The following is a 16,946-nucleotide window of genomic DNA, read 5'->3' on the forward strand; positions in this document are numbered from 1 at the left end:
TTAAATATTTTCTTTTCAATTACAGATTTACACTAAACTTAAAACATAATCTCATCATAAATACTTTTCATTCTATTTGCTCTTATTTGCGGAGAAAATTTCTTGTGGCATTGCTTTAGAGCGTTATTAGATAATGACTTGCATAGTCTATGGTTAGTCACCAAACGCTCAAGTCTTTCATAAAGTTGTTCGTTCATATATTGATGAAAATCGGTAGGAATATTCTTAATGCTGTAACCCTTAAATTGGCTAATAAATTCAAATTGCTCAGTTTCTATTAGTAATCCAGATTGCTCATCTTCGATAATTTCCGGAATTGCAAAATGAGAGCAAGAAATAACAGGTAAGCCAAAGGCCATCCCCTCTAAAATGGCGAAGCCAAATGTTTCCTGGTAAGTTGGTGAAACCAATACATCCGCTTTGGGATAGATGTCAGTTAGCAGTTCTGGTCTTTTTACTTTTTTGTGTACTATGGCAGAATGATTAGCAATTTTATTTCGGTAAATATTGGCTAGAGCTGTGTTAGTAGTATCAAACTGAGTATTACCAATTATATTCAGACGTATATGAGGGTACTTACTATGGAGTTGTTCAAATACATCAACTACATTCGCTCCACCTTTTCTAAAAAAATCTCCAACAAATAATATATTGAATTGTTCTTCAGAGAATTTTTTTTCTACTTTAGTGATATTAACGCAAGGGTAAATGACCTCGCATTTGTCTACTATTATAGGGTCTACGTTTTTTGCATATTTTTTGAGTGTAGAAAGGCCTGCGTGACTTTTAAATATAAGTTTTTTAAAATTATCTTTCTTTAAAACATTTTCAACTGCGAGTAATCGAAGGCTTCTGGGTAATGGTAGGCCGAAAATTCCAAAGTTAGCTGTGGCTGTAAATTCTGCAGGAGTATATATCCAGTTTTTTTGTGTGTTAACAGGGAATATTGGTGCTTCAACTATTGATACCGATGGGTCATCAAAAAAGGCGTAAAATCCTTTAGCAGAGCTGCTAACTATTTTATCAGACAAATGTGGACTTCTATCAATAAAGCGATATTCATAGCCTTCAGGCGCAAATTGGCAATATTCTTGTGCTATACCATGTCTTTCTGTTAATCCAATATAAATAGGAGGCTTGGACTTATTTGGCATGTTTAGACAACTTTTGATAAATATTGGCGTAATTGTTGATCATAATACTATTTTCAAATAATTCGGAAAAACGAATTTTTGATGCTTCAGCATATTGGTTTCGAATTTTTATGTCTTTGCTCATGGACAACATGGCGGATATGAGTGAAGGAAGGTCGTCGTTATCGCATACTAAGCCTGTTTTTTCGTGAATGACTATTTCCGGATTTCCCCCTGCATTTGTAACTATACAAGGCTTACCCAATGCCATGGCTTCGAGTAATGTCATGGATGTGCCTTCACTTAGGGAAGTTAACATAAAGACATCCATTAGCTCTAAGTAATGTTGAGGTTGCGGATCATATCCAGGCATTATGATACTGCTTTGAATCCCTAACTTTTCAATTAGTTTACATATATTTAAACGCTCTTCTCCATCGCCCACTATGATCAGTTTACTATTTGGGAATTGTTTTAGAATAGCAGCGAAGGCGTTTATCATCAGAGGGTGATTTTTAATCGGGTCTAACCGAGCAATTGTACCAAAAACTAAGTTTAAATTTGTGAATGCCAATTCATCTTTCAACTTGACTGTTTTTTGTGGATTAATCTCAGGTGGTCGAATGCCGTTGTATACCAATTGGATTTTTTTACTTGGTATATTTTCAAACTCAACTAGTGCCTGTAACGTAGCTTTTGAAATAGAAGTAATACAATCTGTAATTTTTGACAGTAACGGATTGATTAGCTTACGTTTCCAACTACTAGAATCCGGATAAAAGCGTCCGTGTTCTGTGAGTATTACCTTGGTCTTAGTGCCGAAAGCAGCAATCACACCATAAACCCAAGGGGTGTATTGATGACAATGGATAATATCAATTTTGTTAAGTTTTATATGTTGTCGAATAGCGGATATAAGTGAAGTATCAAAGCCAGGTTTGCGCGCTTTACTGCTAATTTGAATGCCATTATTTTGAAGGTCAACACCCCAAGGGCCTAAAGGTTCCTCGACGCAAAATATCGACATCTCAAATACTTCAGGATCAGAGCCTTCAATAAGATTTTTAATTACCATTTCGGTACCACCTATGCGCATGTCATAGGTGATATGCATAACTGAAATTTTAGTCACGCAGCGTTTTCCTGCTGGTTTTCGGTTGCTTGTGGTTCAGCATATTTCACCCACCACATCTCAAACATCAACATGCTCCAAAGCAGGGCACTGTGATCTGCACTTTCATTTTGGTGTTCATGCCATAGTGTTTGAATATAATCGTGATTAAATATGCTTTTAAGCCCTTGGGCCTGGTCGATTAAGTGTTGTTCGGCTAAGTCTTTAATTTCGTGTCTGAACCAACTAGCTAAGGGTACTGAAAAGCCCATTTTTTTACGGTATAAAATACCGTCGGGAAGCATGGGTTTGAAGGCTTCTTTAAGTATGTGTTTTTTCTCGCCGTTTTTAAATTTCATTTCAGAGGGCAGGGTGGCGGCAAATTCGACGACTTCTCTATCTAGCAATGGCGCTCGCACTTCTAAGGAGTTGGCCATGCTCATTCGGTCGACTTTGACCAGTATGCCGCCAGGCAAATAGGTTTTCATGTCGGTGTAGAGTATTTTGGCTAAGTGGTCTGGGCCGTCTGATTTTTCGTAGGCGTCTATGGTGATTTTGGATGGGTGGTAATCCCCCAGTTTTGCTTTAACTTCTTGTTTAGCGAGTTTTTGCCATTGTCTGTCGTCTATCTGTGAGTTGGTGGTATAAAAGCCCATTGCTGGCTCTTGGCTTAAGCTCGTTAGTAAAGACTTACCTTTGCGCCAGATAGTGGCATTACTGCCTGCTAAAAAGTTTGCTAGCTTAGGGAATAGGTGTTTTCGCAACACTTTGGGAAATTTATTACGTAAGCTATTTTCGGTAGCATCTGTGGTGTATTTTTCGTAACCAGCAAAGACTTCGTCGCCGCCATCGCCTGCAATGGCCACCGTCACTTGCTGCCTTGCTAGCTCGGATACAAAAAAGGTGGGCACTAAAGAAGGGTCGGCAAAGGGTTCGTCAAAATAACTGACTATCTTTTCTAGATTATCTGCGACATTTTGATGCACAGTAAATTCATGGTGTTCGGTGTGATACTTGTCGGCTACTTCTTTAGCAAATTCAGTTTCGTTGAATTTTTTATCATCAAATCCTATGGAGCAGGTTTTAACTGGTGTTTCGCTGTTCATTGCCATCATGGCTACCACACCGCTTGAGTCCACGCCGCCACTTAAAAACGCGCCTAATGGTACGTCACTGACCATTCGTTGTTTGGTGCAATGGGCCGCTAACTCTCTGAGTTTTTTGGTGAGCTCGGTTTCGTTTGCTGTGCTGGTGTGCTCAAAAGTTACATCCCAGTATTGGGTGATCTCAATGCCATTGGAATCTACGGTCATATAGTGGCCAGGTGATAGCTTGTGAATATGAGTGAAAATACTTTTAGGGTCGGGCACATACTGATAAGCGAAAAAGTCGTAAACCGCGTCTAAGCGGATATCTTTGGGTACATTGGGTAAGGTTAAAATCGCTTTGATTTCAGAGGCAAAGGCAAATTGGGTAGCAGTTTGCAAATAATATAGGGGCTTTTTGCCCATACGATCTCTGGCTATCAGTAGCTTCTGGGTGGTGGTATCCCATAAAGCAAAGGCAAACATGCCGTTTATTTTATTGAGTAGGTTTGCACCCTCGGTAGCATACAGGGCCAAAATGACTTCGGTATCGGTGTGGGTTTTAAAGGGGTAACCGGCAGCACTTAGTTCTGCTCTTAGTTCTTGGAAATTATAAATTTCGCCATTAAATACAATGATGTATTTGCCATCAAAGGAGGTCATGGGCTGTATGCCTGCATCGGTCAAATCGATGATGGCTAGTCTGCGGTGGGCTAGGCCTACGTATTCATCAAGGTATTCGCCGCCGGCATCTGGACCGCGATGATAAATACTATCTCCCATTTTTTTTAGGGTGACGTTATCGCCCATATGTCCATTAAAGTGGGTAAAACCGGCAATGCCACACATTTATTTACTTCCTGTTTTAACTGCTATTTTGTATAGCGTTTATGTCGCTAAAGACTAATATGTTTACGTATTTTGGGTCCTAAGGTTGTGGTGACACCTAAGGGTAATATTGCCCAGGTTTTTTCAATCAAACTTCTGATTTGACTCGGCTTGTTTGGGGTATTTTTATCTATCGTGGCTGGTTGTGCAACTAAGTTTGTCCACACCAGAGGAATTGGCTCTGCGCCCCATTGGCGTTTAAATTTGTAAGTGCCTTCGTTATAAGTCGAACGGCCAAAATCAAACTCGGTGCAACCATGCTCACTCACGTGCTCTAACAATGACCAATATAACAGCATATTTGGCGCTAACTTGTTGTATTGGGCCACAGTTGAAGCCCATGGGATCACCGCTTTAGTACCATTTAACAGCACTATGCCTGCACCAACTGGGACTTGGTCTTTGTAGACTACCGACAAAACAATATGCTTAGCGTAATTGTTAAACAAAGCTTCAAACCATTTTTTGCTGTGTACCGGTGAGCCTAGTTTGCGCATGTTGATAGCGAATATTTGATAAAAGTCATCGATGTGTTTTTGACTGTTGGCTAACTTGCAATTCAAGCCATTTTTTTCTGCTTTGCGGATCTGACTGCGTAGTTTAGATTTGAATCCGGCTAAAAGTGTTTCGGCGCTGCCTGGTAAAGGCAAAACCATTCGGACTTTTTTGCCTGTTAACTCAGTGCTTTCGGTTGCTGTGGCCGTGTCACGGTAATCAAAATTGGTGCCTTTGGCATTTTGTAATAACGTCAGTGCTTCTGTTTGCAATGCCTTCACTATGTCGGCATCGTTGCCAAGGGCAAAACCTAAGTCACAAAATGGCAACGCACAGTACTTCGCCTTTCCGAAGGGGTTTTGCATTTTTACGCAAGGTAATACGCCCACTATCTTGTCATTATCTAAGGCTAATAAACTCACATTTTGATGTTGGTAGGCTTGTTGGACACTTAAAGCCCACGCAAATCGATGATAGGGGCTAGCGTCCTTGTGGCCATCTACATATTCATCCCAAATAATGTGATCAGCGGCCACCGCCATTCTTATCTTCATTCAGCAGGGGTATCCATAGTCTGTAACTTTTTTGCTGCTTCAGAAATAGTGCAAAATTCAATGTCATATTTGGATTTTAATTGGGTCACCACTTTGGTGACTGCATCACTGATAAAGTCGAAGGGATCTTGATCACTCTCTAATAATCCCACTTGGTTATCCAGTAAACTTGAGCTGTGCATATACATATGTAAAATCGGGTAACCTTTATCAATTACCTTTTCGCACAAAGTTAGCATGTCTTCTGCCGCTGATAATTCTGGGCAAAGGTAAATTTTTCTCAATAGATTGGAATGCCAAGCGAGGCCGTTAAACCGGGTCCAGCTTAAAGGTGGTTTAGCAAATGCCACATGCACATTATTGGATAATTCAAAGTTTGTGCGGTTAAAGCCTACCGTAACTGGTAGCTCGTAAATGGTTTGTTGCTTGCCTTGTTTTAGTGGCTCGTTTAGGTCGGGCCAATAGGGGAGAGTAGGGGAGCCAACACAGCTGAAATACTCATTTTGGTAATAGGGATAGACACTTGAGTCGACGGTAATGCCACTTTTTATTAGTAGCGCCATGACATTTTTGTCAATGCCCCATCTGCCGGTTCTGAATGACTTGGCTTTTACCCCAAACCCAGCTTCAAGGCTTGCCATTAATACATCTAACTTATTGGAAACTTGCTCTACGGGTAAATTGATAACATGGGATTCGGCTTCACCTACTTGTTCGTAATAAGGTGGATTACACCAAGGGTGCAGATGTGCACCGATTTCGCAGTTGCCTTTGGTGGTAAATGTCTGCATTTTTTCTACAGCGATTTTATTATCGGACACGGCATAATCCACAAAATAGGTGGGTCTGATGCCTAAGTTTTCGCAGATGTCATTAAATGCCGGTAGTTTATCAATATTATTCACATTGGCCACTTGCTGGGGAAAGGGACCTGACCAATCCCACTCTTCCTCGGTGTCTATGGTCAATACAAATATAATCGGTGTTTTGCTTCCCTTCGTGCTCATTGGGCCTCCGTAACCAATTTTTCGAATAAGTCAGTATATTCAGTTGCCATTCGATTGGCTGAATAATGCTGATATACAAACTCTTTGGCATTCGCCGCTAATTCAGTTGCATAGTTTTGATCAAATAATAGTGTTTCCCAATAGCCCTGTAGTTGGTCTTTTTCGCCTAGTGGTGCAAGCAATCCGGTTTTTTGATGCTCAATTAACTGATCAATACCGGCTATATCATAGGCCGCGACTGGGATACTGGCCGCGGTAGCTTCCATTAAGCAGCGGGGAATGCCTTCGAGTGTTGATGTCATCACAAATAGATCAAATGACTTTAACAAGGATAATCTGTCATCACGAAACCCTAAAAACTCAATATGACTACTACTGGCAAGAGTTTGACTGTATTTTTCTAATTCGGCACGTGCATCGCCATCACCTAAAAGTATGAGTCGAGTGTTAGGATGTTTGGCATGTAGTTGTTCAAAAATATCCAGAATATCAAATATGTTTTTGCGGCTGATCATCTGACCTACAAAACCAATACGCTTTTCTTCAGGATTAAGTCTTTCTGGCGTGGCTGTGGCTTCTACTTCTGAGAGGTCGACCCCATTTTGAATGTATAAGGTTTTATGATCTTTCACACCCATACGTTTACAGTCACGCATAAGTTGTTGAGATAGCGGCACCACTTTAGTGGCATATTTCATGGCCTGACAACCTAGCCAAATAAAGGTACGCAACTTAACGTCTTTGGCATTTTCAAAACCATGGGGTGTCACCACACAGGGAATACCTGCTTTTCTGGCGGCTAACACACCTATGATGTCGGACTTGTAACCATGGGTGTGCACTATATGAATGTTTTTTTCTTTGATTAACGCCGCCATTTTAGACACGGCTGATAAGTCAAACTTGCTCTGCATATTCACAATATGACAAGGCAACTCTAATTTTTGGTATTCGTTAACGAGTTCTAAGGGTTTTTGACCAGGCTCCATTGTCACTGCTAAATCGCAACGTATTTTGGCGGGGTCCAGATGTTTAGCCAGGGCTAACACCCAGCGCTCAGCACCGTAAAATCCGGTAGGACATATAAACTGCAGCACATTGATAGTTTGCGTCATAGGTGTTTATCCTTAATGTGTCTTTACGCCGATGGATTTAAACAAACCTAAAACCGTACCAATTGCTCGTGCCGGAAAGTAATAAACATAAAATTTAACAATATGTACAAATCTGATTTTTTTATCTGCTAAAGCATACAGTCGCAAACTGTATACAAAAACCGGTATTACTGCTACTAAAAAGGCCAAAGTTGCTAAATACACCTGCCCAAATACGAGTAAAAACAAGGATACTGAAAACATCAATAAAATAGCAGGAGGTGCAATAAAGCTCGGCCATTCTCTAAACGGTATATTACGCCCAGAAATGGATTGTAAATTTGACTGGCCTCGCCAAATCTCTTTGTCAAACATGGCCTTATAGGCTTTGTCTTCACCTAAATGGATGTACGTAGCGGCTGAAGTGTAGTAAAGCTTACCTAGTTTGGCCGCTTGATCAGTAAAAAAGTAATCTTCGCAAGTGATTAGGTGTTCTGGGAATCCCCCTATCTTATCGAATGAGGTTTGCGTTAAAAATAAATTTCGACCGGGTAAAAAAGCAACATCGGTATCTATCTCGGCGTTACTCAGGCTAGTTCGGATCTGCTCTAGGGGAGGAGCATCGTCATCACAAATTTGCATGGCACTACTGATGATTCTATCTTGGGTTACGGCAATCTCGGCAATCATTTGCTGAGTCCAATTATTTGATAGCCAAATGTCAGCATCAAGAAAAGCTAAATACTGCCCTTGGGCCTGTGTTACCCCATAATTGCGTAGTGCTGAGATAGTGTCATTTTCTGGACGAATACACACTGTTAGCTTAATGGATGGATTGTCCAGCAGAGTTTGCTGCTGTATATCTGGTGTTTGACTGACCACTATCACTTCGATTGTATTCAGGTCACAGGATTGCAGGCAAATAGATTGAAGTGTTTGCTTCAACATTTCAAACCTTCCTTTATGGGGAATAATAAAAGAAACCTGCATATGCGTTTGTTAATCCTGTTTTGTTTGGGGTTAGGCTAAGCGTTTTTTCAACCAGTCAAATTCAGCTCTTGGAGAGAGTTTTATCAACCTTTTGGTGAATACCTTAAGTAATCCACCAAATAAACTGGTTTGCTGATATTTTGCCGCTGGCCAGTTTTTTCTTGGTGCAAAAGCTATGGGGGAAGGCCGCTTTTGAAAACACTCCATCGCTCCTTGATTTTGCATCAGCAATACTAAAATCCGTGTATAGGTTTTAGTATCCGCTTTAGTAAGCTTATCAGTAACATACTGTTGAAAAAACTGTGCTTTGTTCAAATATTCGATTTTTTTGTCAGGCGAAAAATAATAAGCGCCGGCTAACACATGAGCTTTACGCAGATCCTGTGCGGTCCAAGTATCATTTGGGTATTCTAAAATATCGGGCTTTTGCAGGTAAGGGTATTCGTGGATCAGCATCCAGTCAGCGAAATTTAATAAGCAGTCACGGCAATAATAAAAGTGTTTATCAAATTCCTTTCTACTTTGCTTTACTTGTAGATAACGACACAGAGCCTGCAGTAATACCGTGTAAAACCAGGTGATTTCTACATTCTGTAAATCTCTATCGGCAAGATCTTCATCTGGGTGCATAGCGTTGGCGAATATATTTTGTACTTTTGTCAGATAGTTATCGTTTTGGGTTAGCTCAAAGCTATCAAGTAAGGCATTCACGTAATTGGCAATGCCTCTATCTAACGGATACTGCCCAGTAAAATGATTTTTATAACCTGCCACATGGCGGTTCTTAAAGGCTAATAATAGCTCAAGGCATGTACCTGAACCTTCATATACATGGGTGATCCAATTCGCTAAGGTGAGCACTGCATCTTTAGAACTCTGCTGTCCGGTCATACAATAATGTAGATATAAACCCGTGGTATAGCAGTGTTGACCGCCAGGTCCGCCACCACCTGCATGATCTTGATAGACATCACTAGCTTGGTGTTTTGAATAAGAGCGATGACTAGAGGTAAAGGCCTGCAAGTAATGGTCTGTATGCCAGAACAAACCACCGTTATATTCGTTTTTATCTAGTTTGGTATGGTAGATGTCAATATCTTTTACATGTGTGGCTAAGTCATCTGCCAGCTCAAACCATTTAGTGTTACCTGTGGTTAAATATTGCCTCAGAAAACCGTAGATTGGGTCATATTGGTTATTATAGTGGGACACAAATATGTCTTCACCTTGGTAATCTGCGGTTTCATGGTCAGCATATAACTCTCCGAAGTGACGCCAGCCATATTCATCAAGATTCTCACGTTTTTCAATAAAGCTTGCTGTGCTGTTTATGCCTAAGTCGATAATGGATTGCAGCGAGTTTGCTGTGACTGTTTCTTTTTCAATAAAAGGATATAAGTCACATTGGCTGATCCACTCCCAGTCAATATTGCCGCGGATAGTTTGATGGCGAGTAGTTAAATCATTGTTTGCGCTATTAAGCGATATCCAGAAGGTATGGCTTTTTTTCTCGCCTCCCTGTAATTCGTGGAGATAATGGGTTTCTGGAAACAGTCCCAAAGAGACGATGTTGTCTTTTACTGTTAATGATTTTGGAAAATTCTGCCAAAACTGGTCTAGGGTAATAGTAAGGTTGTTTTTTAAAGTCACCACTGGCTGGCAACGTAAACCGCTTTGCCCATCATTCAGAACAAAACCGTTTTTGTTAATTTCGACCTGATTATTGTGGTTTACATGTACAGGGCTTTGCCAATTGACTCCACCACTTGAGAACTGCTCGCAGGCTATATTATCGGCGTTATAAGTCTGGTTATTTTGAACATCGGTAAGTATGTTGTGTTCTGTAACCGTTTTTTTGACTGTGTTTAATTCAATATCAAGAGATTTGAAATTAAATGAACCTGCGTCGCCCAAGTCCCACTTGCCACCTTGATGTATGGCCCTGTTGGTATTATGTATTTGCAGGGTAAACTTCATTAATTCAAAGGGGATCAACCACTCAACCATAAGCTGAAAGTACACTAAGGTGTCTGAAAAATGTCCGTCGATTTTCAATGTGACGGCTGAAGAGGCGTTATTTTTTAGATTACTGTGTTGAACAACACTTGCATGCTTAAAGTCAGTTTTAACTCGCTGCCCTTGGCTATCTGTGAGTTTTAGGTCATCTGCATTGAGGGATAAAATAGCATCGCCTTTGTCATCCAGCATTGTTAGTTGGTTATTCTCTAGACTCAGGGTTAATGCTTCACTGCCACCTTTGAGGGAGTAGTTATCTATGACTTCCGCTTTTTCTATTAATTTGTTGGGTAGCGTACTGGTTGTTGCTGCATTGCTGGTGCCAATATTCAAATACAACTGTGTTTGGCTAATGTACTGATAAATCAATTTTACCCATTTAAAGCTGTGATCTGGCCAATACGCGACAACTTGGCAGAGTGCATCGATTTCTCGTGGTTTATCTGATTGATTATCTGTGGCTGAAGTTATCGAAAGTTGCTCAAGTGCAAACACCTTTGATTTAGGTAAGGGGACAGATACTTCACAGCATTTTTTCTGATCATTGTGTAAATTGGGCTCATGCTCTACTAGTAGTTTTATGGTCGGGGAATCAATCATTTAATTTCATCCGCAGGTTTGAAAACAAGCCACCAAATATCAAACGTTTCCATTTTCTTAATAGTTCTCTGAATAGTAATAGGGGGGTATTGCGATAGAAACAGTAAATATTTTGTTCATAAGGATGTGCGTTAGATAACGATTGTTTGTACTGGGCTTCACCCGCTAAAAAGTCATACACTTTTATGCTTTCTTTGATAGCTTGTTCGATTATTAGGCTGTGGATCACTAATCCCACTTTAATACGGTTATCAGCATTAAAATGTAATGCTGACAGGTAAAAGCTCCAACTATTACCGTAGGTCAATAAGTAAACATGACCGAGGGCAACATCATCCTGATATAAGGTATATAACCTACAATTTTGAGCGGATTGTGGTGCTTGAATTAACCCGCGGTGAAATTCATAAAAGCAAGGGTTATCAAAGCCGCTCCCATAGACAGTAGAGCGCCATTTGATGCGATGCAATTCTGCAATGTGAGTTAGTACCATATCTTTTTCTGCAGGCTCTTTTGCTAATACAAGTCGCAGTGGACTTTGCTCATTTAATAGTTTTATTGAGCGTTTAATATGAGAACGAGTATTTTTTGATAGACTAGCAAGATAGTCGTCTAGTGACGAGAATCCTTCTAAATTGGCCAAATAACCGGGTGATGACAATTCTGTCCTTATTTTAAAGCCTTCAAAATTTAGGGTATTGATAAAATGGGGGGAACTCAGACCTATCTTGATGTCATCTACTTTCCCTATCTTGACTAACTCTTGACAAATTTCACTGGTCAATTGTGGTTCAAAGTTTTTATGTAGCAAAAAAGTATTGTGTTCTATCCATGTTTGGTCTTCTTTGATATTGCCACTTTTATGTAAAAAATACTGGTTAAAGCTTAATCCCCAAAATACTCTTTTGGTTTTTGTACCAAATAACGCTAATCCAAGGGTTTCCTGATCTTGCATTACTTCAACGCATAAACAGTTGTTAGTAGTGAGGTTTTTTTGAGTTAACCACTGTTTTATCCAGAACCAAGCAACAAATGCCGACGAATTAGCCTGACCTTGTAATGCAATCCATTTTTGCTCCAATTCTTCCACATGACTTTCGTCCACGTGATAGGAGCGAGTCTGAAAGGGTAATGAAGGCATGGGATCCGTTTCCATTTGCGACAAGGTTTTATTCCGATATAAATACACTGGCTGTAATGTACTAAGGCTAACTTTAAATGACATTAAAATCATCCGTAAATTTTTATCATCACAATTGCCAAATGTGTCGTGATAGAAGCAGTAAAAACTAAGCCCCTTTTTTTAACAAAGAACTTAGCCTAAAAACGGCAAGTGAAAAACAGCCCAAGATACAATTGCTAAGGATAAATATACAAAAATGGCTATATTATGCTAGCTGTATTTAATTGGGTGGGATCTGCAGGATTTAAGTAGCGAATGACCACGTATTGTTTTATTTGCTCAGATGTAGATGTAGAATGTTAAAAACTAGTTTAATAAAGTTAACTTACGAATGGAGTCTCGATGAAAAAATCTAAATTGGGCAGAGTATTATTTACGGTAATACTTGTGATAACCATAATTGGCTGCGATAAAAAAAGCAGTGAAGAATCTGTCACCATTGCACAAACTTATATTCATGAAAATAAGTTAGAGGCGGCTATTATTGAATTAAAAAATGCGGTTCAACAAGCACCTGAGGTGCCAGCCACCAGATTATTACTAGGGCAACTTTATTTTGAAACAGGGCAATTAGCTGTAAGTGAAAAGGAGTTAAACAAGGCTCTGGACCTAGGCAGTAACGTAAATGACGTATTACCCCTGTTATCACAGGTCTATTATTATTCCGAGCAGTTTGATTTAGCGCTAAGTATGTCGCTGGATGGGCTGACTGAACCTCAAGCATTAAGTACTGTCAGTCTAATACGTTTTTTGACTTCATTGCGTGATACCCCATTAGAATTGGAAGAGTTGCTTACAGGTTTATCTGAGTTAGATAAACTGTTGGCACAAAGTTACGAAGCGTTTAGGGTCAACGATATTCAACAAAGCACAGAACTGCTACAAAAGCTTAAACAGAGTAACTATCGCCCTGTAGATACAGAATATCTCCAGGCAAAGTTGAATTATAAGGAAGGTGATTACAAAGGTGCCGCAGAGAGTTTTGCTAAGGTGAATCAACTGATGCCTTATAAAAACTCCGTTGATTTCCAAGAAGTTGAAGCATTGATAAAAGCTAAGCTTTATGACGTTGCGGAAAATAAGACTGATGTTTTACTAAAAATCAATCAAGATCATCCTCTACTTAATCTTTTTAAGGCTAATATAGCTTACGATAAAGAAGAGTATGAGCGAGCGTTAGGCCATGCTGAAAAATCCATCCAAAACGGCGTGGATACCCCCAAGGCTAGGTTAATCGCTGGAGTCAGTGCCTACAAGGTAGATGCTCTTGAAAAAGCATATCAAAATCTGATAAATCTAAGCAATCGAGATGGTGTCAAAAACAGTGATGTTCAAAGATTGCTAGCCCATGTGCAGTTAAGTCTGGGTTATAGCGATGATGCTGCAAATTCTATTAGAAGCATGACAGATTTGCGAGTTGAAGATGTAGATTTGTTTTCACAAGCAGGCATGAAATTGGCTGCGATAGGAGACTTAACCGGTGCCAAAGAATTGTTAGCTAAAGCGACAGAATTAGATGGTAGTAATGTTTCCTCTAAGTATCGCGAAGCAATGGTCAATATAGGCACGGATGAAAAAGCGGTAATAGATAGCCTTTCCGAGTTGTTAGCACAAGACCCAGCTGTGTCAAATGGGTGGATGCATCTGGCCATGGCACATGTTAGAAATGGTGACCCAAAAGCCGCGCTTGAAGTGGCCAACAAATGGGCACAAACTGATCCTGTAAATGGTGAAACCTTAAAAGGTGTGGTGTATTTTAAAAACAATGATACGGAGCGAGCGATAACCGCTTTAAAAGCCGCTTTGGAAATTAACCCCAAACAAATGGGGGCACATCAATATCTATTACTGGCTTATGAAAAAGCACAACAATATGACGCGCTTTACCTTCAAGCAAAGCAGGTGCTGACATTTTCTCCCGATAATATTCTTGCACTGGTTAGCATTGCTATGGCAGGGCAAGTGCTGGATAAATCGAAAGAGGCTGATCTCTTTTTAACACAAATGATAGAACATGATAAAGGTAACCTGTCGGCCAATGTTGCTCTGGCGATGAGTGCAAAATTTCAGGGGGAACAACAACGCGTAATTGATATTCTTGCCCCACATGATTCTTCGTTGCCATCACTCGGGAAACTGCTTTTGGGCGATACTTACTTACTGCTAGGTCAAACTGATTTAGCATTAACTACCTATCAAACATGGAAGGGGAAATCACCGTCTACTTTAATTCCATTTCTCCGGGTTATTGGGCTTAGCGAACGTAAGGGCGACGATAATGAAGCCTTGAAACTAACAGAAGACGCGCTTAAGCAGTTTCCTAACCAGCCTGCATTGCAAATGTTGAAAGTTAATTTTCTGACCAAATTAGGGCGGCTTAGTGAGGCCAGAAAACTTGTCTCTTTGCTTAAATCTTTAGATACAGATGAATCCTTTGATTTGCTGGGGTTCTATGAAGGGCAACTGGCATTGGGAGAGAAAAACTATCCATTAGCAGAAGAGTTGTTGGCTAATCATTATAAAAATTCTCCAAGTTTTACTTCGGCTATTATGCTAGCTATGGCCATGCAGGGAAATAGTCATATTAATGCTGCGAAAGAAATCTTAGAGGCTGAGTTGGCTAAGATGTCTTCGCCACCAACGCGTATGCGTCATACTGTAGCTGAATTTTTTCAACATAATGGTCTGTATAAAGAGGCTGCGACTCAATATGACATCTTGTTAAAAGAAGAAGGGGAAACGCCTGCTTCGTTAAACAATCTGGCTTTTGTATTACAACAGGACAAACAATTGGATAAGGCTTTGTTGCTTGCAAAAAAAGCCCTTACACTGATACCTAATTCTCCACAAATCATGGATACTTTAGGCTGGATAGAATATGAAATGGGCAATCTGCCAGAGGCTTATAAAAATCTCAATGAGGCGTTACGCCTAGCTCCCAATGCAAACTCTATTATGTTACATCTTGCAGAGGTAAGGATAGCGTTAGGCCAGCAACAACAGGCTAAAGAGTTATTGAAAAAGTTAGTTAAACCCTCGAAAGGTCAAATGGAACACCGACAGTCACTGCTAAAAACAATATGACCTAGATTTTAAAAGCCAGGCTTATATAGCCTGGCTTTTAAAATAGTTAGCTTGGCAATAACAAAGCCAATATTCAGATATTAAATATAGCGAAGAATATTGGATATTCAGAGCTCCAACTGCCTAGTTAGATTTTCCCACTATTCCAGAATAACTAAACAAACCATCAGTTCTAAATAATACCGCGATTATTCCGTTATTTGTCACTCCAAATAATGTGCTTTCGACTCCCACTATCACTCCAGAGTAGTCTCCCGCTTGTCCACAATTATTCAAAGATATCGACACTGATGCTATTTTTTCTTCATAGTTATTAATATTGCCTGTCAAAGTACAGCTGTTCGCACTGCCAGATAGTATACCGTTAGCATCAATAACTAGCTGTCCCCATTGCCCTTCAAGGCTATCCAATAATAATTCAGGTGAGACATAAAGTAGATCCGAATAATTCAGAGTGGTAGCTACGTTGCTTTGATTGACGTAACTTATTTCTATATCAATACTGTCCATCTCAGGGGTTACAGGTATAGATAACGATGCATCAACAATTGGATTTGACTCTATTAAACCATTGCCATCGCCAAGAATAAAAGGAGGAGCAGGCTCATAAGTGTAATCAAAAACAAATGGGTTTTTAGACCCCGCGTTTAGTACAAATTCCAAGGAATAGACCTCGCTAGTAGTAAAAATCATTAACTTTGAATCATTAATATATAAACTAGGCTTTAACGCATTAGTTAATGGGAGTGATTCATCTTGGGTTATTTGTGTATCGACCGAGCCAAATACTCCGACGTTGTCACTATCAAAGGCCATCCAGCTGAGATCGGCTACACCATTTTGTTCTACTAGGGTAAGTACACCATTATAGTTGCCAGATTTGCTGCAACCACTGTAGTTCACATCAAAAGAAAATATATTTTTTGTTCCACTATTGGTTGCAACACCATCAATGCTACAGCCGTTTTGATCAACGGCGCTTAACATTCCAGCATCTAGTGTCAATCCAGAAAATACAATATCTTTCCACTGGCCGTTATAACCGTTTAAGTTTGCTTCTAAAGTGGATTCTGTTAGCGTGGCTGTAGTTGAAACCCCTCCACTAGGCACATTTATGCTATAGCCCTGCATAGTTGTAACTACATTGTCAGAGTCGATCACTAGAGTAGCACTTAAATCTGTTGTTTCTGCTACTACCCCTCCTTTTTCGTCATAATTTTCAACGTTGTACCCTAACCCTGGCGCCGTATTGACCGTATTATTCACAGTTGACAAGTGAACATTTTCAAACATGGCGTAAGAATAAGTACCGGAACTTCTGATTTTGGAAACATAAAGTTTTTGATCATAAAAAACCGCAGACCCCCTATCAGTGACACCTGTCTCAAATGATAAGGCTGAATTCCCAAACGGCGACGGAGTCGGCGTTGGCGTCGGCGTTGGCGTCGGCGTTGGCGTCGGCGTTGGCGTCGGCGTTGGCGTTGGAGTCGGCGTTGGCGTTGGAGTCGGCGTTGGCGTTGGCGTTGGCGTTGGAGTCGGCGTTGGCGTTGGCGTTGGAGTCGGCGTTGGTGTTGGAGTCGGCGTTGGAGTCGGTGTTGGAGTCGGTGTCGGCGTTGGAGTCGGAGTCGGTGTTGGAGTCGGCGTTGGAGTCGGAGTCGGCGTTGGAGTCGGCGTTGGTGTCGGCGTTGGAGTAGGAGTCGGCGTTG

12 protein-coding genes are annotated in these 16,946 nt (G+C 40.4%); 2 read left to right on the plus strand and 10 right to left on the minus strand.

What is annotated here, in order from left to right:
* Positions 1-38: 38 nt before the first annotated feature.
* Genes AAC000_RS09460 through AAC000_RS09500 form a run of 9 tightly spaced genes read right to left on the minus strand, consistent with a single transcriptional unit; the run spans position 39 to position 12,198 of the window.
* Positions 39-1,154, minus strand: coding sequence for a glycosyltransferase family 4 protein (locus tag AAC000_RS09460; protein ID WP_339722124.1), 1,116 nt, complete (start codon positions 1,152-1,154; stop codon positions 39-41).
* Positions 1,144-2,265 carry a glycosyltransferase gene (locus tag AAC000_RS09465; protein ID WP_339722126.1) on the minus strand — a complete coding sequence of 374 codons (1,122 nt, stop codon included), beginning with the start codon at positions 2,263-2,265 and terminating at the stop codon, positions 1,144-1,146. The genes AAC000_RS09460 and AAC000_RS09465 overlap by 11 nt, the downstream gene beginning before the upstream one ends.
* The gene (gene asnB / locus AAC000_RS09470; protein WP_339722128.1) at positions 2,262-4,178 is read right to left on the minus strand and encodes an asparagine synthase (glutamine-hydrolyzing); all 1,917 of its coding nucleotides are present in this window, start codon (positions 4,176-4,178) and stop codon (positions 2,262-2,264) included. The genes AAC000_RS09465 and asnB overlap by 4 nt, the downstream gene beginning before the upstream one ends.
* A gap of 47 nt (positions 4,179-4,225) precedes the next feature.
* On the minus strand, positions 4,226-5,266 hold the full coding sequence (locus AAC000_RS09475; RefSeq protein WP_339722130.1) for a FemAB family XrtA/PEP-CTERM system-associated protein: 1,041 nt from the start codon (positions 5,264-5,266) through the stop codon (positions 4,226-4,228).
* Positions 5,263-6,273 (minus strand): polysaccharide deacetylase family protein, encoded by a 1,011-nt coding sequence (locus AAC000_RS09480; protein ID WP_339722131.1) that lies wholly within the window; start codon positions 6,271-6,273, stop codon positions 5,263-5,265. The genes AAC000_RS09475 and AAC000_RS09480 overlap by 4 nt, the downstream gene beginning before the upstream one ends.
* On the minus strand, positions 6,270-7,388 hold the full coding sequence (locus tag AAC000_RS09485; protein WP_339722133.1) for a glycosyltransferase: 1,119 nt from the start codon (positions 7,386-7,388) through the stop codon (positions 6,270-6,272). Before AAC000_RS09485 ends, AAC000_RS09480 begins: the two co-directional genes overlap by 4 nt.
* Before the next feature lie 12 nt (positions 7,389-7,400).
* Positions 7,401-8,357 carry a glycosyltransferase family A protein gene (locus tag AAC000_RS09490; RefSeq protein ID WP_339722134.1) on the minus strand — a complete coding sequence of 319 codons (957 nt, stop codon included), beginning with the start codon at positions 8,355-8,357 and terminating at the stop codon, positions 7,401-7,403.
* A 30-nt stretch (positions 8,358-8,387) separates the two neighbouring features.
* Positions 8,388-10,973 (minus strand): hypothetical protein, encoded by a 2,586-nt coding sequence (locus tag AAC000_RS09495; RefSeq protein WP_339722135.1) that lies wholly within the window; start codon positions 10,971-10,973, stop codon positions 8,388-8,390.
* Positions 10,966-12,198: a GNAT family N-acetyltransferase gene (locus AAC000_RS09500; protein ID WP_339722137.1), complete on the minus strand. Its 1,233-nt coding sequence runs from the start codon at positions 12,196-12,198 to the stop codon at positions 10,966-10,968. The genes AAC000_RS09495 and AAC000_RS09500 overlap by 8 nt, the downstream gene beginning before the upstream one ends.
* Before the next feature lie 300 nt (positions 12,199-12,498).
* Here AAC000_RS09500 and prsT point away from each other — a divergent pair, with 300 nt between their 5' ends.
* Complete coding sequence (prsT, locus tag AAC000_RS09505) at positions 12,499-15,240, plus strand: XrtA/PEP-CTERM system TPR-repeat protein PrsT (protein ID WP_339722139.1); 2,742 nt, start codon at positions 12,499-12,501, stop codon at positions 15,238-15,240.
* Positions 15,241-15,363: 123 nt separating this feature from the next.
* On the opposite strand, the gene AAC000_RS09510 is transcribed toward prsT, so the two are convergent.
* A complete protein-coding gene (locus tag AAC000_RS09510; RefSeq protein ID WP_339722141.1) occupies positions 15,364-16,533 on the minus strand; it encodes a hypothetical protein in 1,170 nt (389 codons plus the stop codon).
* Between the two features lie 134 nt (positions 16,534-16,667).
* Here AAC000_RS09510 and AAC000_RS09515 point away from each other — a divergent pair, with 134 nt between their 5' ends.
* Positions 16,668-16,934 carry a hypothetical protein gene (locus AAC000_RS09515; RefSeq protein WP_339722143.1) on the plus strand — a complete coding sequence of 89 codons (267 nt, stop codon included), beginning with the start codon at positions 16,668-16,670 and terminating at the stop codon, positions 16,932-16,934.
* Positions 16,935-16,946: the final 12 nt, after the last annotated feature.

Source organism: uncultured Paraglaciecola sp. (assembly GCF_963977085.1).
Lineage (GTDB): Bacteria > Pseudomonadota > Gammaproteobacteria > Enterobacterales > Alteromonadaceae > Paraglaciecola.

What these genes read in the sequence shown, in the direction of transcription:
- AAC000_RS09460 (WP_339722124.1), bottom strand. Translation starts at nt 1,154, where the DNA reads ATGCCAAATAAGTCCAAGCCTCCTATTTATATTGGATTAACAGAAAGA.
- asnB (WP_339722128.1), bottom strand. Translation starts at nt 4,178, where the DNA reads ATGTGTGGCATTGCCGGTTTTACCCACTTTAATGGACATATGGGCGAT.
- AAC000_RS09475 (WP_339722130.1), bottom strand. Translation starts at nt 5,266, where the DNA reads ATGAAGATAAGAATGGCGGTGGCCGCTGATCACATTATTTGGGATGAA.
- AAC000_RS09480 (WP_339722131.1), bottom strand. Translation starts at nt 6,273, where the DNA reads ATGAGCACGAAGGGAAGCAAAACACCGATTATATTTGTATTGACCATA.
- AAC000_RS09485 (WP_339722133.1), bottom strand. Translation starts at nt 7,388, where the DNA reads ATGACGCAAACTATCAATGTGCTGCAGTTTATATGTCCTACCGGATTT.
- AAC000_RS09490 (WP_339722134.1), bottom strand. Translation starts at nt 8,357, where the DNA reads ATGCAGGTTTCTTTTATTATTCCCCATAAAGGAAGGTTTGAAATGTTG.
- AAC000_RS09495 (WP_339722135.1), bottom strand. Translation starts at nt 10,973, where the DNA reads ATGATTGATTCCCCGACCATAAAACTACTAGTAGAGCATGAGCCCAAT.
- AAC000_RS09500 (WP_339722137.1), bottom strand. Translation starts at nt 12,198, where the DNA reads ATGTCATTTAAAGTTAGCCTTAGTACATTACAGCCAGTGTATTTATAT.
- prsT (WP_339722139.1), top strand. Translation starts at nt 12,499, where the DNA reads ATGAAAAAATCTAAATTGGGCAGAGTATTATTTACGGTAATACTTGTG.
- AAC000_RS09510 (WP_339722141.1), bottom strand. Translation starts at nt 16,533, where the DNA reads ATGTTTGAAAATGTTCACTTGTCAACTGTGAATAATACGGTCAATACG.